Raw genomic sequence first — 24,883 nt, 5'->3', positions numbered from 1 at the left:
TTTTAGAAGCCTATAGCTCCTGGAGTGGGTATTTCTTTTATGGTTATAATTAAATTTGATGTGTTTTGACATCCAAACTCATTAGTGACTGTCAGTGTAAACTGATTATCTGTTAAGCTAAGCGGCACATATGTTCCTTCAAAATCGGTAGTCCATGCTGAACTCACACTATTAGGGAACCATGAATATGACGTAAAGCCTTGTGTAGCTGAAAGCTGAATTTCTTCACCGATACAAATAGTTCGTGTTGGACTTCCATTTACTAAAATATCAACCTCGTCAATCTGATTAATGGTTAAAGATGCTGAATTAGTGTTAATACAGCCATTATTATCAGTAGCAACTACACTATAGAAGGTTTGACTTAGTTCAGGGGTAAATGTTCCTCCAGAGCCAGTTAATGAAGCCGGAATCCAAGTATATGTAGCCAAAGAAGGCGTAGATGTTACTTCTATACTTTCTCCTAAACAAATTTCAGTTTCAGAAAGACTTAGGTCTACGACAGGCAAATCATTAATAGTAATAAAAATTGAATCGCTTGAAGTACACCCACCTATTCCGGTTGTAGTTATATAAAATTGATTATCGATTAAGGAACTTGGTGTATATGTAAATGTATTAGTATTTTGAGTAGTGTTTGACCAATCGTAATTATCAAACCCAAAATTAGCCGATAACTGTATATCATCTCCTATACATATTTCATCTTGGTCAACACCAAGTCCGATTTCAGCAATAGGAAAAATCACAATGTTTTCAGAAGTTGAATTTACACATCCATTGATATCAGTAACAGTTACTGAATAGCTATTTTGATTATCATCTGGAAAATATGTTCCTCCTGTGTTATTGATATCATTAGGCAACCAATCATAGCTTACATAAGCCGCTGGTGTTGCTGTTACTTCAAGACTCTCTCCTGAGCATATTTCGTCGTCTGATATTGAAATGTCAATAAACGGTAAATCATTAATGGTTATTGAAACTGTAGAGGTGGTAGTACATGATGCATCGCCTGTCACAGTCACTGAAAATTGATTGTCGGCTAAGGATAAGGGCGTGTATGTAAACGAATTTACGTTTTGAGTATTATTCGACCAATCGTAATCTACATATCCGGCAGATGTTGAAAACTGAATGCTTTCACCAATACATATTTCGTTATCGTCAATACTCAAATCAGGAATTGGGTTTGCTATAATTTCAACATCAATACTTGATGAATACGAACAGCCATCGTAAGACTCTGTAAGCGTAATCGCGTCTGAAATACTTCCTACAGTTGAATTAGACCAATCTACTTCCACTGTTGAAGAGTTAGCATCTCCAACAATAATACCACCGCCAGAAACCGTCCATAGATAATTTGAGTTAGGCGAATTAGGTGTAGAATAAATCTCAGAAGTAGACCCAAAACAAACGTTATCACTATCTCCTACTTCATCAAAGTTAATTTCTGGGGCGTCAATTTGTATCTGATTAACAAAAACTTCAGCATTCACACTAGAGCACTCCCCTGTTATAGTGTAAATGAAACTTCCAGGGGCATCTGTTGCTGGATTATAAGTGCCAATATGACCATTATCTAAATTTGGCTGCCAAATACCTGTTACATCTGCATCGTTGATAAGGTCGAACAAATCAATACTTTCTCCGTTAGAACAAATTTGGACTGAGGTATCTGTTCCTGCGTTTAATTCTTCATTGATTATAGACACATTTACCGGAAAGTCTTCCTCACAACCAAAAACGTTTTCAACAGTATATATATATGTGCCTTCTGTATGAATAGTAGGGTTAAAAAATCCAAAATGTTGTGGTGAAGACGCATCAAATAAGGAAGAGGGTCCTGACCAACTACCTGTTGTAGTTACAGTTGAAATTTGATTGAATAAAGCCGTTGGAGTATTTTCATTACATAATGCTATTTCAACAGCATCTGGGAAAGCTAGGTCGAAAAATTGTACATCTATATCAGCTGATGAAACACCGCATTGGCTTTCTACAGTATATGTGTACTGAGTTTCTGCATCTGTTTCAGGGTTGAATGTCCCTTGATATCCATTAGACAAAGCAGGCGACCAACTTCCTAATTGACTGGCATCGCTGCCTACTAAATCGAATAAATCTACTTCTTCATCATTTGGACAGATTTCTAGTACGGTACTAGTCCCTGCCAACAAATATGGAATGACTGATACATCAATATCAATTGTTTGTGTTATACAAGAAGATACTACTTCATAGGTATATGTTTGTTCCGTATCCACTAAGGGGTTAAATGTTCCTAACGAGCCATTTGCTAATGTTGGAGACCAACTACCAGTATTCTGCATTGGTACCGGGATGTTATCATACAGGTTTACCAATCCATCATTAGAGCAAATCTCAACAGAGGTTGTTCCGAAGTTGATAAGTTCTTCAGTTTCTATTGTAAATGAAATAATTGCTTGATTAACGTATGAATCCCATGTTCCTAAACCCCAATTAGGACTGTTTATAAACACTTGAATTGTATAGCCAGGTAAAACATCAATAGCAGTAGATATTGTTGAAGTGAAATTTTGATAAGCAGTGGTTGCAACATTATTTCCAATAACCGCTAGGTTTTCTATAAATACTCCGTTATCATCAAATAAATCAATCGTTGCATTATTAACATTAAAATTAATACTACCCCACCCATGGCTATGCCAATTAACATCGTAGAAAAGTTCATTTAACACCCCTTCTTCGTCAATTTCAATAGTTAAGTAATTAATATTTGTTCCTATGTATTGACTTGCAACCTGCTCGCCAACTTGAGAACCGCAAAAAAGCTCTTCACAAGAGGAAACATCAAGTGGAGAAACGACACAACTACCATCATCTTGCAAGGCATTAGGGTCATAATTACAAGCTGCAGGATCAGTACACCCACAACCTTCTCCAAAGATTTCATCTTCTATAGTGTAATCTCCAGAATAAAGTATACTTCCATCTGCTGACTGAATGTTAAACGAACACTCATATTCCCAAAGCCCTCCATCAGTAAATGAAATTTCATAGCACTCAGCCGTATCAAGGCAAATATCATAAGTAAAGTTATTTCCAGTAACAAACTCTAGACCTCCATAATCAACACCATTGATTGTAACTAAATGACCTGAGCCATGATCCCAACCGTCACCCCAAGAATCGAATAGATTTAACACAAATTCTTCTTCACCCACTTCACAATCTGATGTCACACAACTAAAATCAATTGACCACCCATCTAGAGTACCTGTAACGCCTGACTGATTATCTAAAACAGCTAGCTGCCATGTTCCAACAGCAGATTCATTATTGAAAACCGACATGTCTTCTTGTGGAATATAATCCCCTGTAAACGGAGGAGTACCATCAGTTATATTTACAGACGCACCCATGCTAAAACATGTGTTAATATAATCATCGCCTAAACCTCCATTATCGAAGGCTAAATATACATAAGTGCCACTAGGAGCAATCAAAGCAACTTCGACGTCTGAAATTCTATCGTGGCTAACATCTATACAAACCGTAAAATCACAATTAACAGTAGAAATTCCAGTAACCTCAATTTCAGAATAGGTGAAGTTTAAATATGGAATAGTACTAACTTCACTTGAACTGAAAACCTGAGATTTTACATCAAATGACAATGTAAAAAACATTGCAATAGTTATGTATTTGAAAATGTTCAACTGTTAAGGTTAACTTATGGTCGTGTACAAATATACTCAATTATTAGCTTTTACTAAGTTAGTTAGACGCGAAATCAACTACTAATTGGATGAAATTTGCTCGTAATTTTGGAATTGGGTGATATCAAATCTAAAATTGGATTTCAAATTAGAATTTTTGAATGAACTGAAGAACATCAGTTTTTGAAAGTCATTTGATAAAAAATAAAGTGCTTGCTGATAGGCTGAAAATGCATATTTATTGGGGTAAGAAAAATACCAATCGTAGAATTTTCTGGTAAAAGACGAATACAAATCGCTATTTTGATAAGAGAAGTTTCTAGGGATATGAACATTTAGCTTTTCTAAATCGTCATAATCTAAGTTGTTAAACCTATTCCACGAATCAAGCCCAAAAACCGTAAAGGAAGTATCCTGCATACTTGCAAGCATTGGTAGTATTCTACTTACAAAAGAACGGCTGTTAGATGGTATCAGTATAACGTTACGATCTTCTTTTAATTTATCTTTTAGAAAGTCACGATTTTCTAATTGGTCTTCACTAAACATATAAGACTCACACCTTTTTTGTAATATATAACTACTGAGTTTATTTTTTGAGTAGGAGTATAATTTTTCTTCATTGCTATTACCTAGAATGATTATTTGGTCATTCCTGTATTTGAACAATAGATTTTCAATCAAGGTATCCAATTGAACTTCTGACAATGGCACAGTTTGAAAAACATTAATATAATTTCCTTGCACACTTTTGTAAGACAATGGAGATATTAACTTTTTATTGGCATCATAACCGTAATATTTTGCCAATTCTTCAAATTGCCTAATGTAAATTGGACCAAAAATATATTCTCTATCGTAGAGTAAATTTTGATTTAATATAGATTCAAAAACAGAATCGTTTGGAGCATCGTATGTTTTTAAGTCAATGTTATAGCCTAACTTTTCTAGAGAATCTATGGCTAGTTTAAACCCAAAGTAAAAATCAAGTGCTGTTTCAGACTTGGGGTAAATCATTTGCTTTCCGTTGTTGGATTTTAGAGAATCGTTTAAATCAAGATAAAAGGGCAAAATTACAGCTACTCTCATTAATGATGTATCTATATATGGACTGATGTAAATAGCATTACTATCGTGAATTAGCGTATCTGTCACAAAAAAATCTTTGATAGGTCTTTTTATTCCGAACGTATCTTCATTTATCGGAGGTACTAATTCGGATTCCTTTTTTTGTGATATTGGTTTCCTAACAGGAACTAACAATCTGTATCCTATTTGAAGGCCTTGAATAACTACTGGATTAGAAATAACTAAATCATTTAACTCCGCATTGTATAGCCTTGAAATTCCATATAGTGTTTCTCTAGGTTCCACAGTGTGAATCATAAATGGATTTCCATCAATAATTGTATCTTTAGTCTGTGCATTTGAAAATATACTCAAACAGAGAAAAGAAAAAACTAAAATCACCCTAAACACTCCCATAGTTCAGTAACTAACTTATTGAATAAATATTATTCCCACTCGATAGTAGCTGGTGGTTTTGAGCTTATATCATATACCACCCTATTTATACCTTTTACTTTATTGATTATTTCATTGGAAACCTTTGCTAAAAACTCATACGGCAAATGAACCCAATCTGCAGTCATCCCATCAGTGGAGGCAACAGCCCTTAGTGCAACTGCGTTTTCATAGGTACGTTCATCGCCCATCACTCCAACAGATTGAACAGGAAGGAATATAGCTCCTGCTTGCCACACATCATCATATAAACCATCTGATATTAGATTAGATATAAAAATGTGATCAACCTCTTGTAAAATCCTCACTTTTTCTGCTGTAATATCACCTAAAATCCTAATGGCAAGACCGGGACCTGGAAATGGATGTCTTCCCAAAAGTTCATCATCAATATCCATAGAGCGACCAATTCTCCTGACCTCATCTTTGAATAATGTGTTTAATGGTTCTACAACCTTTAGTTTCATGTAATCAGGTAAACCACCGACATTGTGATGTGATTTAATAGTCGCAGATGGTCCTCCAGTAGCAGAAAGGGATTCAATAACATCCGGATAAATGGTTCCTTGTGCTAACCACTTTACGTCTTTTATTAAATGGGCTTCATCATCAAAGACATCTATAAATTTATTTCCAATAGCTTTTCGTTTAGCTTCAGGATCACTGATGCCATCAAGAACTTCATAGAAACGGCTTTTAGCATCAACCCCTTTAACATTTAAGCCCATTCCCTTATACTGTTCTAAAACGCTTTCAAACTCACCTTTTCTAAGTAATCCATTATCGACAAAAATGCAATAAAGGTTTTTTCCTATGGCCTTATTTAGTAACACACCAGCCACTGTTGAATCTACTCCACCCGATAAACCAAGCACCACTTTATCATTACCTAATTTGGCTTTTAAATCATCAACTGTACGTTGAACAAAAGAGTCTGGCGTCCAGTCTTGTGAACACTTACAGATATTCAGCAAAAAGTTTGATAGTAAGGTTTTACCATCCGTAGAATGATATACTTCAGGGTGAAACTGAATGGCAAAAGTATCTTCATTAACACATTGATAACCAGCTACTTTAACATCTTTAGTTGAAGCTATTATTTCAAATGATTCTGGTAATGAAGTTATGGTATCACCATGGCTCATCCATACTTGAGACCCTTCAGAAATATTAGCAAATAAAGGGTTTGAATTATTTACATATGAAAGGTTTGCTCTTCCGTATTCTCGAATCTTTGAGGGTAAGACTTCACCCCCATTTATCTTAGCTAAATGTTGAGCACCATAACACACACCTAAAAGCGGCAAGACACCTTTAATGCCTTCAAGATTTGGTATGGGCGCGTTCTCATCACGAACAGAAAAAGGACTCCCTGAAAGGATAACACCCTTAAAATCAGCGGTAATTTCTGGTGGGTTGTTAAATGGATGTATTTCTGAGTAAATATTTAACTCCCTAACTCTTCGAGCAATGAGTTGAGTATATTGAGAACCGAAATCTAAAATTAGTATCTTTTCTTGAGCCATCTAGTGCATTTATTAAAGGGCTAAAACTACAAAATTTGAATCTAGTGGATTGAGCTCTACCTTCATTTTTTTGATAAAGTTATCACCATAATTTAAATAAAAAGCAATGATATTTTCATGCCTTTCTTGTAATCCATTATTTGGAAAATACTGTGCTTTAATCTTGGATAGTTGATCCAATGCACTTTTATGCTTTTGCTTTTCTACCTTATTTAGCTTTTTACGCATTGCATCTATTGACTTTCTATGGCGTTGTTGCTCTGCTTCAATAATTTGTTGATATGCAGCATCTGAATAGGTAGATTTTATCCTTTCAAAAGCATCTTCTAGTTGCTCCACCACTTCATCAATAGATTTAGCATCACTTTGTCTGGAAATGTATTGACTATGCAGCTCATGTTCAGAACTAAATAAGTCATTTGAAGAAAATCCAAGACTTTTTAATTTTTCATTATGCTTATCTGAAATCACTATTGCCGAATTTCGTAAAACCAGTATAGGAAAAGGTATACGCTCAGATTCAAAAATACTTTTGAGCTGCATCCAATATGCTATTTCTGCTCCACCACCTACATATGCAATATTTGGCAGGATGCTCTCTTGATACAAAGGCCTCATCAATACATTTGGACTGAATCTCTCAGGGTATTTATCAATAATAGATATTTCTACTGGCACTTCTATCCGTTGCCTATTAGATTTGTTTAATTCAAAAAAGTTTATTTCTCTTACAAATGCTTGAACTTTATAATCCTTTCCTAATTTATTGGATTGCTCTTGTAAAAGCGGATAAAACTTCTTTTCAATAACATCCTTTTTTATCAAGGGTGTTATTTGCTTTTTTAATCTAGCATCATCGCCATCAATGATAACAAGCCCATCTTCTTTAAATAGAGTATTTATAAAAATTCGACTTGCCTGCGCTAGGTTATTCTCAGCAGAATACGCTGTTGTAAGCATACTACTCATAGCTTCAGCATTTTCTCCTTTACCCATTAGCAGAATCAATTCTTCAATAACAGCATCTATTCCTGAAAGTTTCATTCGTCCTACCGCACCAGTCTGAGGAGTGTTCCACAGTATTTTTTTTCCAAATAAATGAATATGATTCACCTCTTCTAAATCATGGTCTTCTGATGCCATCCAAAATACAGGCACAAAATGATAGGAAGGATACTTTTCTTTTAATTGCTGAGATAGGTTTATTGCCGATATTATCTTGTAGATACAATAAAGTGGTCCTGAAAACAAACATAATTGATGTCCTGTAGTAATCGTAAAAGTTTTGTTATTAGAAAGGGATGAAATATTATCCTTCGTATTTTCTGATAACTCTACCCCTTTATATTGATCATTTAAAACTTCTACCAATATGTCTCTGTTAATTAGTTCCTTTTCTTTCTCTAGTATTTGAGGAAGGAAATTTTCAATACTACTATTTCTATTATAAAATGGAGATAGACTCTCATTTTGAACTAAATAGTCTTGCACAAGCTTACTAAAGATACTAATTTTGGTATATGGTATGTTATCTGAACTCACTTGAGGCAAAAGTACATAAAATGAGTTTTATATTTACATTCAAATAAGATTAGACTACATAACGTTATTAAATCATGAAAAAGAGCATTACCTTATTATTGATTCTCATTTCTCTTTCAGCATTCACTCAAGAAATAGAGAATTTTTCTCAAAACAAAGAAGATAAAGTAAGTGAACAAATCATAATAATTGAACCCTATATGAAATTATCTAATGGTGCTTTTTTTATGGATTTAACTCTTGTTTCCGATAACCCATATGTGGATTATGTTAAGGGTTTTGATTTTGAATGGGGTAATCGTTACCAACTGAAAGTTAAAGAAACAATTTTTGCTTACCCACCACAGGATGTTTCTGATAGGGAGTTTGAGCTTCTTGAAGTGATTTTACAGAAACCATCTCTAGAGAAATTTGAAATGATTCTCATCAATGAATTCTATCTTTCTGAACCTGTGGGGGAATCTATTTCAAAAATAAAAACAGGACAATATAGCTACCATAATAAAATGGAATTCAAAGTGCCGCCAAAACTTAGAGCAGAGTTTAATAGAAAGATGAAGAATAAAATATTTTGCAAAGGTCACTTTGTATTTGATAAACAAGGGAAAATTAATCTTGTTAAAATTGAATAATTTAATACCTTAGCAGTCTTAAATCATTTTAACCATGAAAATATTTTTTCCATTACTAACACTATTTTTCTTTCTTTTTTCCTGCAAACCAGACAAAGAAGTCGTAAAACCCGAACCTAGCATGACGCCTCCTGAATGGCTATTTGGCAGTTGGCTCTATTCCGATTCTACTGGTGTTACGGAAAAAATGATTGTTTCTGAAGACGATATTATTTTAGAACGTTTTAAAAGTACAGGAAAAACTAGCCTAAGCTATATTGACTCTTGTAAAGCAAACGATTTAGAATTATCAGATTATATTAAATATAATAGCTACTACAACCTTGAATTCACAAATAAAGATAAAGAAATTAGCTTGATTTACTACGCAAAAATTAGTGGCTCAGAGATTAGAGTAATAAACGAAGTCAGTCCTACTCCAAAAACATTTTTGAAGGAAGAAAATTAGGCTAATTCGCCATACAAATCATAATAATCGGCATTGGTAATTTTGACATTTGCAAAATCACCCATTCTTACATATGTGTCTTTGGCTTTTACTAAAACTTCATTGTCTACATCAGGAGAATCAAACTCAGTTCTACCAATAAAATACTCTCCTTCTTTCCTATCAAATAAGACCTTAAGGGTTTTACCTACTTTCTCTTGATTTAGTTGATATGAAATATCACTTTGTATTTCCATTATCTCCTCTGCTCTTTGATGCTTAACTCCTTCTGGAACATCATCTTCTAGCAAAAAAGCATGTGTATTTTCTTCATGTGAATAGGTAAATACACCTAACCTATCGAACTTTGTATTGCTAACCCAGTCTTTAAGCTCTTGGAAATCCTCTTCTGTTTCTCCTGGATAGCCAACGATTAAAGAAGTCCTAATTGTCATTCCCGGCACTTCTTTTCTAAATTTTTCTAATAATGCATCCGTTTTTTCATGTGTAGTTCCTCTTCGCATAGACTTCAATACTGAATCACTGATGTGCTGCAAAGGAATATCTATGTAATTACAGACTTTGTCGTTTTCTCGTATTACCTGCAAAACATCTTCCGGAAAGCCTGTAGGGAAGGCATAGTGCAAACGAATCCACTCTACCCCATCCACTTGTGATAAGGCAGTTAATAAATCGGCTAACCTTCTTGATTTATACAAGTCTAAACCGTAGTAGGTCAAATCTTGAGCAATTAAAATAAGTTCTTTAACACCGTTTTTAGCCAAGTTTTCAGCTTCAACTACTAAATCTTCAATGGGTTTAGATTTATGTTTACCACGCATCAAGGGAATAGCACAAAAGGAACATGGTCTGTCACATCCTTCTGCTATTTTTAGAAAAGCATAATGTTTTGGTGTAGTGGTTAACCTATCTCCAATAAGTTCATGCTTATAGTCGGCACCTAGAGCTTGTAATAATTTAGGCAAATCTGTTGTGCCAAAGAATTGGTCAACATCGGTAATTTCTTTTTCTAAATCTGGTTTATACCTCTCAGAAAGACATCCTGTAACGAATAGCTTTTCGATTTGTCCATTTGCTTTTCGATTTGCTTGCTCGAGTATGGTATTTACTGATTCTTCTTTAGCATTATCTATAAAACCACATGTATTTACAACTACAATATTGGCGTCATCATTAGTAGATTCATGCTCAACTTCCATATCATTAGCCTTCAACTGACCCATTAGCACCTCAGAATCATATATGTTCTTAGAACATCCTAATGTAATGACGTTGATTTTATTCTTTTTGAGTGATTTTGTTCTCATATTTAATTAAATAATGAGTCCACAAACTCTTTGGTGTTAAACACTTGCAAATCTTCCATTCCTTCACCCACACCTATATATCTTACTGGTATTTTAAATTGGTCAGAAATACCGATTACAACGCCGCCTTTGGCAGTTCCGTCTAGTTTAGAAAGAGCTAAAGAATCGACCTTAGTAGCTAGAGTGAATTGTTTGGCTTGTTCAATAGCATTTTGACCTGTTGAAGCATCTAAAACAAGCATTACATCGTGGGGTGCATCAGGAATTACCTTTGCCATCACGTTTCTAATTTTTGTTAGCTCATTCATAAGATTAACCTTGTTGTGTAAACGACCTGCGGTGTCTATAATTACAACATCGGCGTTTTTAGCTTTGGCAGACTGTAAGGTGTCAAATGCAACTGATGCCGGATCAGAACCCATATCTTGCTTTACTATCTCTACACCTACTCGTTCGGACCAAATCACTAATTGATCAACAGCAGCTGCTCTAAAGGTGTCTGCAGCTCCTAAAACCACTGATTTGCCAGCCTTTTTTAATTGATAGGCTAATTTTCCAATAGTTGTTGTTTTACCTACTCCGTTCACACCAACAACCATTATGACATGTGGCACTTGTTTTTCTGGAACTACAAAGTCTGTTTCGTTGGTATTGTGACTTTCTTCAAGCAAACGGCTAATTTCATCTTTCAGAATAGTGTTTAATTCGTTAGCGTCAACATATTTATCTTTTGCTACTCTTTCTTCTAAACGCTCAATAATTTTCAGGGATGTTTCAACACCTATATCAGAAGTGATTAGTGCTTCTTCTATGTCGTCTAATGAAGCTTCATCAACCTTTGATTTACCTCCTACAGCTCTGGAAAGCTTTTCAAAAACACTTTCTTTTGTTTTCTCTAAACCTTTGTCAAGCTTTTCTTTTTTGTCTTTTGAAAAAAAACCGAATATCCCCATAACTGATAATGTTTAGAACAGAAAAAGCCTCTTTTTCAAGAAGCTTAAACCCATGTGATTTCCAATATTGGAATTATTTTTTTGCTAAATAATCGTTTACCTTATCTTTTGGTACGATTTCAGATTTAAATGAATAAGAACCAGTCTTCTCAGACTTAGTCATCTTTATTACTTTTGTAAAATCTTTTGCTCCTCTTTTTTGTAAAGATGCTACTGCCTTCTTTGCCATAGTATATTAGCTTTAGTTTCTTACTTAATTTCTTTATGAACCGTCATTTTCTTAAGAATAGGATTGAATTTTTTCAACTCCATTCTGTCCGGTGTATTTTTTTTGTTCTTAGTAGTTACATAACGTGATGTACCTGGCATTCCAGATGATTTATGCTCTGTACACTCTAAAATTACTTGAACTCTATTTCCTTTCTTAGCCATGTTCGCTTAAAATTATTGGGTTGCAAATTTAATTAAAGTTATCTTATCTACAAATACTATTTAAGGTTTTTCACATCTACCAAAAATAAATGTCTAGCTATTTTAAAATCCTTTCGCCAAATATTAAAGTCAAGCTCTTTCCATTCACCACTTGGGTATATCCATTCATAGGTGTTTTTAGAGGTAGTAACTTTAATTGGCATATCAAACTCATCAATTGCATTCCATCGGTATTTTAATGTTTTCCTTTTGCCCCAGCCTACTAGTTCATACTCTAGTACTGGCAATTTAGAATGATAAAGATACTGCTCGAAAAAATTATTAAAATCATACCCACTTTTGTCGTTTATAAAATCTAAAACATCTCTCCCGTCAACGGTTTGATGCTCGAATTCTAAAGTCATTGACTTGATGATATCAAACCATATGCTGTCATTTTCAATAAGACTTCTAAGGGTGTGAAGCATTGCACTTCCTTTTGCATACATATCTGTACTTCCTTTATAGTGCACATCAGGAATACCCACAATTGGACGTCTATTCTGCGTCATTGACATTTGATTTTCTACATATTTAATCATAGCGTCATAGCCATACATACATTCAACAAACAGAACTTCAGAATAGGTGCAAAATGTTTCTTGTATCCACATGTCAGCAATATCATTTGCTGTAATACTATTACCCCACCACTCATGACCTGTTTCGTGGATAATAATATAATCGAACTTTAAACCTGCAGTGTACCTTGTATTGCCTAAGTATCCTTGCTTGTATTGATTTCCATAAGCAATTGCACTTTGATGCTCCATTCCTAAATATGGCGTTTCTACCAAAGCATAACCATCCTTTTTAAATGGGTATGGTCCAAAATACTTTTCAAAGCAATTAAGCATAGGCTTTACTTGTTCAAAATGCTTTTTTGCTTTCTCTTCATTGTAAGTTAACACATAGTAATCTAAATCTAAAGTGTCTTTACCGTTAATATGCTTATCCGAGAAGTTAGCGTAATTTCCAATGTTTATTGAAACATCGTAGTTATTTATAGGATAAGACACAAACCAATGAAAGGTATTATAATGCTTTGTTGATTTCCTTAGATCGTGAAACCTTAAATTCCCATTTGAGATACATTGTAATGCTGCTGGAACTTGGCAGCTTATCAGCATACTGTCTGGCTCATCGGATTGATGGTCTTTGTTTGGCCACCAAGCGCTAGCTCCTAAGCCTTGACATGATACTCCTACCCAGTCATATCCGTTGGCATCTTTTTCCCAAGAAAAGCCGCCATCCCAAGGAGGTGATACTGCCACTTTGGGATTACCACTATAATACACTCTTACAAATACATTCTCTCCCTCATATACTTCTCTATCAAGTGAAATAAAAACTGCATTAAATTCTCTAGAAAATGACTGCTCCCTTCCTTCAAATTGAATCTGACTAATAGTCATATTTTCAAAAAGATCTATTTGAAAAGTATTAAAGTCTGTGAGTGCATCAAAGTGAATTTCCGAATAACCTCTTATAGATTTATCAGAGGGTTTTACAGAGATATTAAGGTGGTAATAGTTAACATCATAGCACTTTCTATATTCTGATAAATAACCTCGTAAACTATCGGCTCTACCAAATTCTTGGGCTGAACCAATTAAGGATTGGATTAAAAATAAAAATAAAACTGTTTTTTTCATGTGCTTAGATTTTATGAGTTTATAAAGTCAAAGTCAATGTACAATTCTCATTTAATACTAATAAGGCAGAAGCTGTTATGTTTACAACAACAGTATTTTCATCCTGTAATAATCCACTGCCATTAATTGTAACAAGTGAAAATTCCATTAGTGAAATATCTTGTGATGGTATATTTATAAAGCCTTGACTATTTATAGTTGCATTTAAAACAAATATACCGAAATCAATAATTAAATCGCCCTCATTATCCCCTTCTTCAACAGTAAATTCAGATGGTACAATTGCCCCCAAAACTAAACCATCACATTCTGAATCAATATTCCAAGTATCAATCATAATCTGACTGGAATAAACACAACTACCATCATCAATGTTAACGCTAGAATTATAATTGAATGCGTTTTCATCAGTACATCCATAACACGAATAGTCACAGGACTCATTTTCCTGATTAGCCAATGGGTTAAAGTTACAAGCAGTATCTACCATACAACCAAAAACCAACTCAACATTATCCCCCCCATTTTGGTCAGTATTATCACTGTTATTATTTCCTTCCTCTTCTTTCTTACAGGCTGTTGCTAAAAAACCAAACGTAGCAAATAAGATTAAAAATGTTCTGTAATTGAGCTTCATATTACAATAGGTGTTAAGTGTTAAAAAAAAAGTTGTTACCAAATGTAACAACTTTTTTAAATCTATAATAGTTTTGACAGTATTTAGATCAATACATTGTCGTTTTCTAAAGCTTGTTTTAATACAGCACTTATACCTTTTTTATCAATTGTTCTTAGTGCGTTTGTAGATACTTTTAACGTAATCCACTCGCCTGACTCAGGGATAAAGAACTTCTTAGTTTGTAAATTTGGATAAAACTTTCTCTTTGTTTTTCTGTTAGAGTGAGAAACGTTGTTTCCAACCATTACTTTCTTTCCTGTAATATCGCAAATTCTTGCCATCTTGATTTGTTTATAACATTTTAGGGGTGCAAATATAAATTTATTTATTGAAAAAACTAATCAATATCATTAGAATAAACTAATGAGATAATTAAGTGCTTTGTTGGATGCTCTTTGTATGTTTTCCTTCCTTGAAGTGTTGAAAATCACTTTTTGACTAAATACACCCTCTGGACTAGCTATAGCGTAGCAAATTGTTCCTCCAGTCACACCATCTATATCTTCTGTAGATGCTAAACCGGTGGTTGCTATAGCATAATCGCTTTTAAAAATTTTCTTTGATGACAATGCCATTTCTCTTGCAACTTCTTCACTGACCACACCATAAGTTTTAATTACTTCTGGTCTTATATTTAACACCTCTTCTTTAATTGTGTTAGAATAGGCCACAACAGAACCAACAAAATAGTTTGAACTGCCACTTATTGACGTTAGCATTTTAGCAATATTACCTCCTGTACAGCTTTCAGCTGTAGAAATTGTTGCATTTTTCTCCAATAAAACCTCAGCAACAACTTCTTCACTGAGTCGTTTTTGAATTGGAGAATAATAGCTACAAATGATAGGTTTTAAACTTTGGATACTTTCTTTTATTAAATTTTCAAGGTATAACTTGTCGTTTCCCCTAGCGGTGAAGCGTAACATTAGACATGAAAGTGAGGGCAAATAAGCGAGTTTTATCTCTTTAGGTAACGCTTCTTCCCAATCAGAAATAGTTTCTGCTAAAGCAGACTCTATAATACCTCTTGTATACACCGTCTTGTGTACAATTTCCAAAAGATTATATCTTTCTTTCAGTTCGTCAATCACACTATACATCATGTTTTTCATTTCATGAGGCACACCTGGCATGGATACAACCACTTTACCCTTATAATCAAACCACATTCCTGGGGCGGTTCCTTTGTGATTGGGAATTATTTTACAATTTGATGGAACTAAAGCTTGTAATCTTGTGTAATCATTGACTACTCTACTCCTTTTATCAAAATAATGAGTTATATGATTCAAAACATCCTCGCTCAAAATCAATTCATCGTCAAAAAAATTACAGAGTGTTTTTTTAGTAATATCATCCTTAGTAGGCCCTAATCCACCAGTGATGAAAACAAAATCTACTTTTTTAAGAGATTCTGAAAGGCAAGATATAATATGTTCACTATTATCAGATACGGTAGTAATCTGGTTAACGTGTATTCCGTTACTCTCCAATTCGTTACCAATCCAAGCCGAATTGGTGTCCAATGTCTGACCAATTAGAATTTCGTCACCTATCGTTATTATATCTGCCTTCATTTAAATCAACTAAACAAAACTTAATTATGGCTGGACAATGTAAAAAGTTTTGCTTTCTGCCGTTTCTTCTCCATCGATATCTTGTACAATAAGAGTAAGCTTATATCTTCCTGGTTCTAAATCAGGGTAAGGTAAAGCAATAGATAATGAATCTGACGAAGATGTTCCTGATAAATCATAATCTTTATCGTAATTCCAAGGTGCAGAAGATAATCTAGCGTCTTCAAAATCATCAATTACTGAGACTCTAAATTGATTTAATCCGCTATCATCAGAAAATGAATAGCTAAATTTAAGTAGTGCACCTTCTTCTTTTTGGATAGTGGAATTATCTAGTGTAAACGAATTGATTGTTGGCACTTCATTTTCTTGACTACAAGCAGCAAATAATAGTGATAGAATTAAAATTTTAAATACATTTTTCATAATTAATTAGGTTTAAGGGTTAAAATAAAGTCTTCAAAGGTCATGTTTTTTTGTGAGCCATCAAACATATTTTTTACTGTTAATATGTTCTCTTTTATCTCGTTATCACCAATGAGTACAACAAATTCAACGCCTTTCCTATCGGCATATTGCATTTGTTTTTTTAACTTGTCGCTTGACGGATATATTTCAGAATTTACACCTTTGTCACGTAAAATATTTAGCAAATTATAGGCGTAAAGTGCTTCAGCACTACCAAAATTAGCAAATAGTACTCTAGTATTTGATTTTGATATCTCTGGGAACAAGTTTAGTTCGTTTAATACTAAGCAAATTCTATCAAAACCAAATGAAACACCAACTCCTGACATATTATCAAGTCCAAATACACCTGTAAGATTATCGTATCTTCCTCCACCTCCAATACTTCCTATTTTAACCTGATTGGCAACTACTTCAATTATAGCTCCAGTGTAATAATCAAGACCTCGTGCTAACGTTACATCTATCTCAAGTTTAGCGGCTTTTAAATTGATTTTTTTGAATGAATTGATAATAAACGCCAACTCATCTACACCTTTTAGACCAATTTCAGAATTAGTCAAAAACTGTTTTAATGTATTTAGTTTTTCATCAGAAGTTCCATTCAAAGTAAAAAGTAAATCTAGCTTATTAATAGATTGTTCTGAAAGCCCCTTAGTCATAAGCTCTTGTTTTACTTTTTCTTGCCCAATTTTATCAAGCTTATCTAAAGCGATAGTAATATCAATAAGTCGATCTCTTTCACCAATGACTTCAGCAATACCACTTAATACTTTTCTATTGTTTAATTTAATTGAAAAGTCATTTAATTTCAAAGTATCAAAAACATCATCGTATAATTGAATTAATTCAAGCTCTGAGATGAGTGATTCTGTACCTATAATATCTGCATCACACTGAAAAAACTCTCTGTATCTCCCTTTTTGAGGTCTATCTGCTCTCCAAACGTTTTGAATTTGGTATCTTCTAAATGGAAACGTTATATCATTTCTATTTTGAACAACATATCGAGCAAATGGAACCGTCAAATCATATCGTAAAGCTTTTTTTGAAATATCGGAAACTATAGATCTATATGTACTGTTAGCGTTATATTGAGTATCAGATAAAAAGTCACCAGAGTTAAGAATCTTAAAAATTAGCTTATCTCCTTCATCACCATATTTACCTGTAAGGGTGTCGAGATTTTCCATAGCAGGAGTTTCAATCTGATCGAAGCCATATTTTTCAAAAGCTTGTTTTAAAATTTGAAACACATAGTTCCTTTTTCTCATATCAGAAGGAGAAAAATCCCTTGTTCCCTTTGGAATTGTTGGTGTTTTAGCCATTTTTTTACGATTATCGACAAGCAAATATCTAAAAAAATAATCTAGTAATCTTCGTGTTTTGCTATTATTATTTCAAAAATTCAACAAAAAAGTATTGTGAGGTTATATCTTTTTCAGATATTTGCAAAAAATTAATTAATCTATTTATTACAAACAAAGAATTATGAAAAAAATGCTTTTAACAGCTGCAATCGCTTTTACTAGTTTAATCGCTTCTGCACAATTTATGGTTACTGCTGACTTAGATCTTGAAGATTTTAGTACTGACAGTATTACTGAAACAACTGACTTCGGATTTGGTTACATGATCAATGACACTTGGACAGTTGGAGCTACTATCCCAGCTGGTGATGATGAAGATTTCAGATTATTCGCTCGTTACTACTGGAATGAGTCAATTTACCTAACTGCAAATACTTCAACTGAAGATTTCTCTGACAACTTACGTTTAGGAGCTGGTTATAGTTTTGCTGCTTACGGAAGTTTCTATGTTGAGCCAAACTACACGTTTTCTGTACAAGAGGATGCTGCTGGTGAAAGAAACGGTAAATTAAAATTAGGTCTAGCTTACAGATTCTAAATTTTAGATAAAACATTTAAAGCGCATCAAATTTGATGCGCTTTTTTTTTGTTTTTATTATAGATTATTAATTAATTTTGTACTCACTTAAAATAGATATTATTTATGATTTGGTTAATTATTATATTTTTCATGATTGTTGGTGGAATTGTCAGCAGTCGACTCAAAAATAAATTCAAAAAATATTCGCAGGTTTCTTTAGCTAACGGTATGACAGGGAAAGATATAGCTGAAAAAATGCTAGTAGACCATGGAATTCGTGATGTAAAAGTCGTTTCTGTTCCTGGTCGATTGACAGACCACTACAATCCTTCTGATAAAACGGTAAACCTCAGCCCTGACGTATATTCTCGTTGTAGTGTTGCTTCTGCTGCTGTTGCTGCCCATGAGTGCGGACACGCCGTGCAACATGCACAAGCCTATTCTTGGTTACAATTACGTTCTACTCTTGTTCCTGCGGTTTCATTTAGCTCAAAAATGTTGAATTTCATTTTTATTATGATGTTCCTAGGTGCAGGCTTTCTTGGATGGTTTGGAATTGATACTGCTCTTCTTGTAGTTATAGTATTCCAATCTGCTATTACCCTTTTTACACTAGTAACATTGCCCGTTGAGTTTGACGCAAGTAATAGAGCACTAATTTGGCTCAAACAAAAAAATATAACTAGTCAACAGAATCATCCTTTAGCAATGGATGCACTAAAGTGGGCCGCTGGAACTTATGTTGTAGCTGCTCTAGCCTCTTTAACCCAATTGGCTTATTACATCATGCTTTACTTGGGCAACAGAGACTAAACAAAATTTAATTCTTCACTTAAAACCTTACAGATTATGTAAGTTTTTTTTATTTCGTTTTATTTATAAGGAATAAATTCACGAAATTTGTACCTATAATTAATAACTTCCAATAAATGCCTTGTTATATAGTTTGTTTATTTTCTTTCACACTTCTTAGCTTCTATTCCTACGGTCAAAAAAGCTGGGTAAATGATATTCATAATGAAGAAAAGTCTTTATATGAAGTTCAGGAGAGTTTTGAAAGTTATTGGGAAGGAAAAACTATTGACAAAGGTAAAGGCTGGAAGCCATTTAAACGCCGAGAAGCTTTTATGGCACCAAGAGTATATCCTGATGGTATTTTCCCTTATGCAAAGCTGTATGAAGAATATAGTAAACTTAAAAACCAACCTAAAAACTTAAATCAGACCGACATCGAAGCCGACTGGCAAGCATTTGGTCCTACTAGTGTGCCATACCAAAATAATGGCACAAAAAGAGGTGTTGGAAGGATTAATATTGTAGAATTCAACCCAACTAACCCTAATATAATTTGGGTTGGCTCACCTAGTGGTGGACTTTGGAAATCAATTGATGGTGGTGATAATTGGACTAGTAACACCGATTTGTTACCAAACTTAGGTGTTTCCGATATTGCAATAGATCCAACAAACCCTGATATCATGTACATCTTAACTGGTGATAGAGATGCTGATGATACTTATGCATATGGATTAATGAAATCTGTTGATGGCGGATTAAGCTGGAACACGACCGGTTTATCATTCAACTTAAATAATGCCTATAGAGGAAATAGAATTTTAATCAATCCTAATAACACAAACATTCTACTTGTTTCGACTCGAAAGTCTGGATATGGTGAAACCTACCGTTCAATTGATGGTGGAGAAAATTGGGATATGGTTTTACAAGGACCTAACTTCATATCAATGGAGTATAATGTATCCAATCCAAACACAGTATATGCAGTCACAACAGGAACTAGTAAGTTTTATCGTTCAAACGATAATGGATTAACTTGGGACAACATGACCAATGATGTTGGTCTTCCAAACTCTGGAAATAACAGAGGTATTATTGGTGTCACTGAAGCCAATCCAAACGTAGTATATGTATTGTATAGTTCTAATGACGATGGCTTTGGCGGTCTCTACAAGTCTGTCGATGGTGGTTATAATTTCACTCTTCAATCTGAAACTCCAAATATATTAAGCTGGGAAACTGACGGTGATGGAGAAGGTGGTCAAGGTTGGTACGACTTGGCGCTAACAGTATCTCCTACAAATGAAAATATAATATTCACTGGTGGGATTAACATTTGGAAATCTACAAATGGTGGTCAAGATTGGAATATTAGCTCTCATTGGTATGGTGGTGGAGGTATAGAATATGCCCATGCTGACCAACATATATTGAAGTATAATTCAGAAAATGGCATTTTATATGCTGGTAATGACGGTGGTCTTTATAAAAGTGAAAATAACGGTGAAAACTGGATAGATATTAGTGATGACCTTCAAATCACTCAATTCTATAAAATTGGAATATCTCAAACTGATTATGGTCTTTTATTAGGAGGAGCACAGGATAACGGCACCTTGAGGTGTAATTCACAAAATGATTGGGATGCCGTAAGAGGTGGAGATGGCATGGAGTGTGCTATTGACCCTACAAACCCCCTCATTATGTATTCTGAGTTATATTATGGAGATATTGCTAAATCTAACAACGGAGGTGCTAATTGGGATAATATTGCACCTGACTCTGACGGTGCATGGATTACTCCCTACCAAATTGACCAAAATAACCCAAGTAGAATAGTCATTGGCTATAATGTAGTATATGAAAGCTTAGATTATGGGGAAAATTGGGATTCTATTTCTACAACCTTCAACGGATCAGAAAACATTGACGTTATATGTTTATCACCTTCTAATGATGATTTAATTTATATAGCTGAAGGTGAAGATATTTTCAAAACTAATGATGGAGGAGATAATTGGTATAATATAAGTGGTGGCTTACCGAGTAAAACTATTACTTCAATTGCTGTACACCCTGACAATTCTAATGCGTTATGGACTACATTTTCTGGATACTCTGATGGAGATAAAGTGTTTTACTCCTCAGATGGTGGTGATAATTGGTTGAATATTTCAGATAATCTCCCAAACTTACCTGCAAACACTATTCTATTCTACAGTCCTAATGAGACTCTATTTTTAGGAACTGATATAGGTGTTTTTTATAAAGACTCCTCAATGACTAATTGGCAAACCTTTAACCAAGGTTTACCTAATGTAATTGTTAACGAATTAGAGTATCATATCAGCTCAAATAAATTATTTGCTGGAACATACGGCAGAGGGGTTTGGGTAACGTCATTACCTCCTACTTCAGCGCCTGTAGCTTCTTTTAACTATAGCTCTACAAATGAATGTGCTGGATTGGTTTCATTTAACAATAACTCTTCAAACTCCGTAAATGTAGAATGGAATTTTGGGGATGGTAACGTATCAACGGAAAGCTTCACTACTCATCAGTATTCTACAAGTGGTGACTACACCGTTGAACTAATTGTATCAAATAATTTAGGAGCTGATACCATTACACAAGAAATAAATATAAACCTAGTAGAGCCTCCAACCGCTTCTTCAACTCAGAGTTGTACCCCAACAAGTGTTACACTTACTGCCAATAACAACGGTACATCAAACGAGATAAATTGGTACGATGCGCCATTCGGAGGAAACCTTGTTCATATTGGAGAAAGCTTCACTACGGACGAATTAAATTCTACTACCACTTTTTATATTGAATCAGCATCCATTTCAGATTCTGCACAAATCGGTGAAGTTTTTCATTCAGGGAATTCAGATTATAGCGGCTCATCTTCAAGTGTTGGCTCTTTAGAATTTGATGCTAATGAAAGTTTTATACTTGAGTCTGTTGATGTGTTCACTAACCAAGCTGGCGAAAGAAAAATTGTACTTTTTGATAATGAAGGAAATATCGTTCATGAACACACTGAAGATGTTCCAGAAAGTGACAATATAGCACATACTATTGAATTAAACTTTCAGATTAGTGCTGGAAATAGCTACAGATTAACTACCGATAATGATGTAAGCATCGCTAATTTTGGGGGCGAAAACCCACAGCTTAAACGTTCAAGCTCTAACAATTTAAACTTCCCATATACATATAATGGTATTGTATCTGTCAATGGATCCTACTGGTATGGAAATGGCGGAAGTTTTTTGACTGACTACTACTACTACTTTTATAACTGGAAAATAAAAACAATATGCTCTAGTGCACGAACTCCAGTAGAAGTGCAAATTGGCAGCAGTGAGCCTTTAAGTATTGACATCATTAACAATTGCCCTTACGACAGTCTAATATTAAGTGCTTCTGGTAATTTTGATTCATTTGAATGGGGTATTTCATCGACAAATCAAACCATTACTGTATATGAAGAAGGCACTTATGAAGTAACAGCCTATGATTCTTTGGGCTGTGCAGCCACTACCACCATAGATATTCCTTTAATTAATTCCTTTGAAATAACATCGAACGAGGCTCTTTGTGAAGGTTCAAGTATTTATTTACAATCTATTATAGGGCTTGATTCATACATGTGGAGTACCGGTGAGACGAGTAGTGTAATATCTATAAATTCAGCAGGCACATACTCTATTACTGCTGAAGATGAAAACGGTTGCGAATTATACGATGAAATTACTATTGAGTCAATAACCGCAAGTCAAATAGAAATTGAATACGACCTAGACTCGCTAGTAATATGCAGGGGTAGTAGTGCAGATTTCTATGTATCATCAAGTTTTGAAAATATGAATGTGGTTTGGAATAATGTTAATTTAGGTAATGAGTATTCACAAATTTTTCTGTTGAATGGTGAACAAGAAGTCACGGTAGTTGGAATTGATGAAAATGGATGTTCTTCTGTCGATACTCTTTTACTTTCAATTATTGACTGCCAAACATCTATTGATGAATTCTTCCTTAACACTCAGCTTTTCCCAAATCCAAGTGATGGTAAGTTCATTCTTCAACACCAGTCGTCCAAAGAAGAAATCAATCTAATTAGAATCATTGATTTACAAAGCCGTTTAATTGAACAACGTCAAGTGAATTACGATAATGGGGTTTTAGTAGAGCAATTTGATTTATCTGCTTTGAGCAAAGGGCTTTACCTTGTTGAATTAAACTCAACTTATGGTAGAAGTATCAAAAAGGTTATACTTGAGTAAAGCTAGACAAATATTTTCTTAGGATTTAGAATTCCCTTTGGGTCAAATAAGGTCTTAATTCCTTTCTGAAGGTTAAGGTTTTCATCTGTAAAAGCAATATCCATATAGCTTTTTTGAACTAATCCTATACCATGTTCTCCACTAATGGTTCCTCCGAGTTTAACGGTTAGTTCAAACAGCTCTCTTATTCCAATATGTAAGTCATTATTCCAAGCCTCATCAGTCATATTACCTTTGATGATGTTTATATGCAAATTACCATCACCAGCATGGCCATAACAAACCGAGTTAAACCCATGTTTTTGACCAATTTCTTTTACACCTTTTAAAAGTTTTGGTAATTCGGCTCTTGGCACTACCGTATCTTCTTCTTTGTAAACGCTATTACTTTTAACAGCTTCACCTACTGCCCTTCTCATTTTCCAGAGTTGCTCTTTCTGTAAGGATGAGTCAGCAAATAGTATTTCTCCACAATCAAACTGCTCCATAACCTCTGTTATTTGTTCACAATCTTTGAATAATGTATCCATATCATTTCCATCAACCTCAACTAATAAATGAGCCTCTACATCATCGTCAATAGAAATATTTACATCTGAAAATTTTAAAGTCCAGTCTAATGCTTCTCTTTCCATAAATTCCAATGCAGACGGTGTAATGCCCGCTCGGAAAACGGCAGAAACTGCTTCACATGCCTTCTCTGCAGAACGGAATGGCACTAGTAATGTTAAATCCTGAGTGGGATGAGGAATAAGTTTAAACACAATCTTTGTAATAACACCAAGAGTCCCTTCACTTCCAATCATCAATTGAGTGAGGTTGTATCCAGTAGAATTTTTAAGAACATTTGCTCCAGTCCAAATAATATCTCCAGAGGATAACACAACTTCTAAGTTAAGCACATAATCCTTTGTAACACCATATTTAAGAGCTTTGGGACCTCCTGAGTTTTCAGCAAGATTTCCTCCCAAAAAACTACTGCCCTTACTCGCTGGGTCTGGTGGGTAAAAAAGACCTTTTTCTTTTACTGCATCCTTAAAAACTTGATTAATCACTCCAGGCTCAACAGTAGCTTGTAGGTTCCGTTCATCAATATCAATAATCTTATTAAACCTTTCCATACTTAAAGCTACACCACCACAAACAGGCAAAGAACCTCCGCTGAGTCCTGTTCTAGCTCCACAAGGAGTTACTGAAATGTTATTAGCATTACAGTAAGCCAAAACCTTTGAGACTTCTTCCGTTGTAGAGGGTTTAATAACTACCTCAGGTAAATACACTAAATCTTCAGTCTCATCATGAGAATAATGTTCTAAGCTTTCACTATCAAAATGAACAGAATTTTCGTCTAAAATGCTTTTGAAATAGTCTAAATGAGAAGGGGTTATCTTGTTGAAATTCATCAAAGTTGTTT

20 protein-coding genes are annotated in these 24,883 nt (G+C 34.3%); 5 read left to right on the top strand and 15 right to left on the bottom strand.

Translation table 11 applies throughout. From position 1 onward, the window contains the following. Nucleotides 1–2 precede the first annotated feature (2 nt). The 4 genes from ISP73_00490 to bshC form a co-directional block, all read right to left on the bottom strand. The gene (locus tag ISP73_00490; protein ID MBL6657065.1) at nt 3–3,677 is read right to left on the bottom strand and encodes a proprotein convertase P-domain-containing protein; all 3,675 of its coding nucleotides are present in this window, start codon (nt 3,675–3,677) and stop codon (nt 3–5) included. A 111-nt stretch (nt 3,678–3,788) separates the two neighbouring features. Further along, complete coding sequence (locus ISP73_00485; protein ID MBL6657064.1) at nt 3,789–5,150, bottom strand: LysM peptidoglycan-binding domain-containing protein; 1,362 nt, start codon at nt 5,148–5,150, stop codon at nt 3,789–3,791. Nucleotides 5,151–5,221: 71 nt separating this feature from the next. Beyond that, the gene (guaA, locus tag ISP73_00480; GenBank protein ID MBL6657063.1) at nt 5,222–6,757 is read right to left on the bottom strand and encodes a glutamine-hydrolyzing GMP synthase; all 1,536 of its coding nucleotides are present in this window, start codon (nt 6,755–6,757) and stop codon (nt 5,222–5,224) included. Nucleotides 6,758–6,769: 12 nt separating this feature from the next. Continuing rightward, complete coding sequence (bshC, locus tag ISP73_00475; protein MBL6657062.1) at nt 6,770–8,299, bottom strand: bacillithiol biosynthesis cysteine-adding enzyme BshC; 1,530 nt, start codon at nt 8,297–8,299, stop codon at nt 6,770–6,772. A gap of 74 nt (nt 8,300–8,373) precedes the next feature. Here bshC and ISP73_00470 point away from each other — a divergent pair, with 74 nt between their 5' ends. After that, complete coding sequence (locus ISP73_00470) at nt 8,374–8,931, top strand: DUF4377 domain-containing protein (GenBank protein MBL6657061.1); 558 nt, start codon at nt 8,374–8,376, stop codon at nt 8,929–8,931. A gap of 34 nt (nt 8,932–8,965) precedes the next feature. Beyond that, the gene (locus ISP73_00465; protein ID MBL6657060.1) at nt 8,966–9,379 is read left to right on the top strand and encodes a hypothetical protein; all 414 of its coding nucleotides are present in this window, start codon (nt 8,966–8,968) and stop codon (nt 9,377–9,379) included. Here the strand turns inward: ISP73_00465 and rimO are convergent. The 10 genes from rimO to ISP73_00415 form a co-directional block, all read right to left on the bottom strand. Continuing rightward, nucleotides 9,376–10,686: a 30S ribosomal protein S12 methylthiotransferase RimO gene (gene rimO, locus ISP73_00460; GenBank protein ID MBL6657059.1), complete on the bottom strand. Its 1,311-nt coding sequence runs from the start codon at nt 10,684–10,686 to the stop codon at nt 9,376–9,378. The genes ISP73_00465 and rimO overlap by 4 nt on opposite strands. Before the next feature lie 2 nt (nt 10,687–10,688). Beyond that, nucleotides 10,689–11,639, bottom strand: a complete 951-nt coding sequence (gene ftsY / locus ISP73_00455; protein MBL6657058.1) for a signal recognition particle-docking protein FtsY — start codon at nt 11,637–11,639, stop codon at nt 10,689–10,691. Between the two features lie 73 nt (nt 11,640–11,712). Next, nucleotides 11,713–11,868: a DUF4295 domain-containing protein gene (locus ISP73_00450; protein MBL6657057.1), complete on the bottom strand. Its 156-nt coding sequence runs from the start codon at nt 11,866–11,868 to the stop codon at nt 11,713–11,715. 20 nt (nt 11,869–11,888) lie between these two features. Continuing rightward, on the bottom strand, nt 11,889–12,071 hold the full coding sequence (rpmG, locus tag ISP73_00445; GenBank protein MBL6657056.1) for a 50S ribosomal protein L33: 183 nt from the start codon (nt 12,069–12,071) through the stop codon (nt 11,889–11,891). A gap of 56 nt (nt 12,072–12,127) precedes the next feature. Then, nucleotides 12,128–13,765, bottom strand: coding sequence for a M1 family metallopeptidase (locus ISP73_00440; protein MBL6657055.1), 1,638 nt, complete (start codon nt 13,763–13,765; stop codon nt 12,128–12,130). Nucleotides 13,766–13,784: 19 nt separating this feature from the next. Further along, nucleotides 13,785–14,402, bottom strand: coding sequence for a hypothetical protein (locus ISP73_00435; protein ID MBL6657054.1), 618 nt, complete (start codon nt 14,400–14,402; stop codon nt 13,785–13,787). Between the two features lie 83 nt (nt 14,403–14,485). Then, a complete protein-coding gene (locus tag ISP73_00430) occupies nt 14,486–14,725 on the bottom strand; it encodes a 50S ribosomal protein L28 (protein ID MBL6657053.1) in 240 nt (79 codons plus the stop codon). A 69-nt stretch (nt 14,726–14,794) separates the two neighbouring features. Then, nucleotides 14,795–16,021 carry a CinA family nicotinamide mononucleotide deamidase-related protein gene (locus tag ISP73_00425; GenBank protein MBL6657052.1) on the bottom strand — a complete coding sequence of 409 codons (1,227 nt, stop codon included), beginning with the start codon at nt 16,019–16,021 and terminating at the stop codon, nt 14,795–14,797. Between the two features lie 24 nt (nt 16,022–16,045). Continuing rightward, a complete protein-coding gene (locus tag ISP73_00420; GenBank protein ID MBL6657051.1) occupies nt 16,046–16,447 on the bottom strand; it encodes a DUF4625 domain-containing protein in 402 nt (133 codons plus the stop codon). 2 nt (nt 16,448–16,449) lie between these two features. Beyond that, the gene (locus ISP73_00415) at nt 16,450–17,817 is read right to left on the bottom strand and encodes a histidine--tRNA ligase (GenBank protein ID MBL6657050.1); all 1,368 of its coding nucleotides are present in this window, start codon (nt 17,815–17,817) and stop codon (nt 16,450–16,452) included. Between the two features lie 163 nt (nt 17,818–17,980). Here ISP73_00415 and ISP73_00410 point away from each other — a divergent pair, with 163 nt between their 5' ends. From ISP73_00410 to ISP73_00400, 3 genes are all read left to right on the top strand, one after another. After that, nucleotides 17,981–18,397, top strand: a complete 417-nt coding sequence (locus ISP73_00410; GenBank protein MBL6657049.1) for a hypothetical protein — start codon at nt 17,981–17,983, stop codon at nt 18,395–18,397. 105 nt (nt 18,398–18,502) lie between these two features. Then, a complete protein-coding gene (locus tag ISP73_00405) occupies nt 18,503–19,192 on the top strand; it encodes a zinc metallopeptidase (GenBank protein ID MBL6657048.1) in 690 nt (229 codons plus the stop codon). Between the two features lie 116 nt (nt 19,193–19,308). Continuing rightward, nucleotides 19,309–23,469: a PKD domain-containing protein gene (locus ISP73_00400; GenBank protein MBL6657047.1), complete on the top strand. Its 4,161-nt coding sequence runs from the start codon at nt 19,309–19,311 to the stop codon at nt 23,467–23,469. 2 nt (nt 23,470–23,471) lie between these two features. Here the strand turns inward: ISP73_00400 and ISP73_00395 are convergent, their stop codons facing one another. Further along, a complete protein-coding gene (locus ISP73_00395) occupies nt 23,472–24,872 on the bottom strand; it encodes an FAD-binding protein (protein MBL6657046.1) in 1,401 nt (466 codons plus the stop codon). Between the last annotated feature and the right edge of the window lie 11 nt (nt 24,873–24,883).

This window comes from Flavobacteriales bacterium, from assembly GCA_016779935.1.
In the GTDB taxonomy this organism is placed as follows: Bacteria; Bacteroidota; Bacteroidia; order Flavobacteriales; family UBA7312.
The sequence above is the reverse complement of the archived record's forward strand: the minus strand, read 5'-3'. Positions and strand labels throughout refer to the sequence as shown.

Bases quoted from the DNA above. Each gene is read 5' to 3' on its own strand.
- ISP73_00490 (MBL6657065.1), bottom strand. From the start codon at position 3,677: ATGTTTTTTACATTGTCATTTGATGTAAAATCTCAGGTTTTCAGTTCA.
- guaA (MBL6657063.1), bottom strand. From the start codon at position 6,757: ATGGCTCAAGAAAAGATACTAATTTTAGATTTCGGTTCTCAATATACT.
- ISP73_00470 (MBL6657061.1), top strand. From the start codon at position 8,374: ATGAAAAAGAGCATTACCTTATTATTGATTCTCATTTCTCTTTCAGCA.
- ISP73_00465 (MBL6657060.1), top strand. From the start codon at position 8,966: ATGAAAATATTTTTTCCATTACTAACACTATTTTTCTTTCTTTTTTCC.
- rimO (MBL6657059.1), bottom strand. From the start codon at position 10,686: ATGAGAACAAAATCACTCAAAAAGAATAAAATCAACGTCATTACATTA.
- ftsY (MBL6657058.1), bottom strand. From the start codon at position 11,639: ATGGGGATATTCGGTTTTTTTTCAAAAGACAAAAAAGAAAAGCTTGAC.
- ISP73_00450 (MBL6657057.1), bottom strand. From the start codon at position 11,868: ATGGCAAAGAAGGCAGTAGCATCTTTACAAAAAAGAGGAGCAAAAGAT.
- rpmG (MBL6657056.1), bottom strand. From the start codon at position 12,071: ATGGCTAAGAAAGGAAATAGAGTTCAAGTAATTTTAGAGTGTACAGAG.
- ISP73_00440 (MBL6657055.1), bottom strand. From the start codon at position 13,765: ATGAAAAAAACAGTTTTATTTTTATTTTTAATCCAATCCTTAATTGGT.
- ISP73_00435 (MBL6657054.1), bottom strand. From the start codon at position 14,402: ATGAAGCTCAATTACAGAACATTTTTAATCTTATTTGCTACGTTTGGT.
- ISP73_00430 (MBL6657053.1), bottom strand. From the start codon at position 14,725: ATGGCAAGAATTTGCGATATTACAGGAAAGAAAGTAATGGTTGGAAAC.
- ISP73_00425 (MBL6657052.1), bottom strand. From the start codon at position 16,021: ATGAAGGCAGATATAATAACGATAGGTGACGAAATTCTAATTGGTCAG.
- ISP73_00420 (MBL6657051.1), bottom strand. From the start codon at position 16,447: ATGAAAAATGTATTTAAAATTTTAATTCTATCACTATTATTTGCTGCT.
- ISP73_00415 (MBL6657050.1), bottom strand. From the start codon at position 17,817: ATGGCTAAAACACCAACAATTCCAAAGGGAACAAGGGATTTTTCTCCT.
- ISP73_00410 (MBL6657049.1), top strand. From the start codon at position 17,981: ATGAAAAAAATGCTTTTAACAGCTGCAATCGCTTTTACTAGTTTAATC.
- ISP73_00405 (MBL6657048.1), top strand. From the start codon at position 18,503: ATGATTTGGTTAATTATTATATTTTTCATGATTGTTGGTGGAATTGTC.
- ISP73_00400 (MBL6657047.1), top strand. From the start codon at position 19,309: ATGCCTTGTTATATAGTTTGTTTATTTTCTTTCACACTTCTTAGCTTC.
- ISP73_00395 (MBL6657046.1), bottom strand. From the start codon at position 24,872: ATGAATTTCAACAAGATAACCCCTTCTCATTTAGACTATTTCAAAAGC.